Origin of the sequence: Actinomycetospora sp. NBRC 106375, assembly GCF_030269665.1 — a bacterium.
GTDB lineage: Bacteria > Actinomycetota > Actinomycetes > Mycobacteriales > Pseudonocardiaceae > Actinomycetospora.
In genome coordinates this window covers 1-1,334 of the sequence record NZ_BSTS01000067.1, presented here as the reverse complement: position 1 = coordinate 1,334, position 1,334 = coordinate 1, and the positions used below count along the sequence as shown (strand labels likewise).

Here is a 1,334-nt window from a genome sequence, read left to right as displayed (position 1 = left end):
CTTGAGCTCAGGGGGTGGTCGCAACACCGGTGGTTGGTGGGGCGGAGAGTAGTTGGTCGATGGCTCGGGCGGGGCAGCGCCAGTCGAGGGTCTTGCGGGGTCGGCCGTTGAGTTCGGCGGCGACGGCGGCGAGGTCGGCGGCGGTGTGGATCGAGAGGTCGCTGCCTTTGGGGAAGTACTGGCGCAGCAGCCCGTTGGTGTTCTCGTTGCTGCCGCGCTGCCAGGGGCTGTGCGGGTCGCAGAAGTAGATCGGCAGGTCGGCAGCGACGCGGATCTCGTGGTGGCGGGCCATCTCGCTGCCCTGGTCCCAGGCCAACGACCGGCGCAGCGCCGCGGGCAGCGCCCCGATCGCGGGGATCATGGCGTCGCGCACGGTCTCGGCGTCGTGGCGCTCGGGCAGGTGCAGCAGCATCACGAATCGGGTCGAGCGCTCGACCAGGGTGCCGATCGCCGAGGCGTTGCCGGCACCGAGGATCAGGTCGCCTTCCCAGTGCCCGGGCACCGCGCGGTCGTCGGCCTCGGCGGGCCGCTGCGAGATCATCACCTCCGGGCTGATGTAGGAGCGGCTTGAGCGCTCGGTGAACGCCCGGGGCCGACGCAGCGCGCGCCCGGTGCGCAGGCAGTGGTGCAGCTCGCGGCGCAGCTGACCGCGGCCCTGGACGTAGAGCTCCTGGTAGATGGTCTCGTGGGACACCCACATCTCCGGGCGGTCGGGGAACCGTTCGCGCAGCTCGGCCGTGATCTGTTCCGGGCTCCAGTGCGCCTTGAGCCGCCACTGGACCTCGGTGACCAGCTCAGGATGCCCGGCGAACTTGGTCGGCTTCGGGCGCCGGGCCCGGGCCTCGGCCTTGGCCTGGGCCTGATGGGCCCGGTAGGCCCGCTCGTTGGCCTCCCGCGGCGAGGCGCACACCCGCCGCCCCGGCCGCGGCGGGCCCGCATTCGGGCGAGGCGGGCCATGCCGCCCCGGACGCAACGAGGGGGTGTGGTTGCGGGTGATCTCCCGACTGATCGTGCCGGGATCCCGGCCCAACGCTCGCGCGATCTCGGCCTGCGAGTGCCCGGCGGCGAGCCCGCGCGAGATCTCCTCCCGCTCCGCGTTGGACAGATACCGGCCGGTGGACTCGCCGAGATCGGGGATCATCCCGCCAACCTCACGAACCCACCGCCAGCCGGTGTGCTGCGACACGCCGGCCCGCGCGCACGCCACGTCGTGCTCCAGCCCTTCCAGCCGGGCACGCCAGAACTCGCGCACTTGCCCCCGCAACGCCCGCGCACGACCCATCACACTCACCCCTAGCTCAGACGAGGTGTTGCGACAGCCCCTTGAATCCGCC

1 protein-coding gene is annotated in these 1,334 nt (G+C 72.4%); it reads right to left on the bottom strand.

From position 1 onward, the window contains the following. Positions 1 to 7: 7 nt before the first annotated feature. A complete protein-coding gene (locus QSK03_RS32880) occupies positions 8 to 1,282 on the bottom strand; it encodes an IS30 family transposase (protein ID WP_285660040.1) in 1,275 nt (424 codons plus the stop codon). Positions 1,283 to 1,334 lie beyond the last annotated feature (52 nt).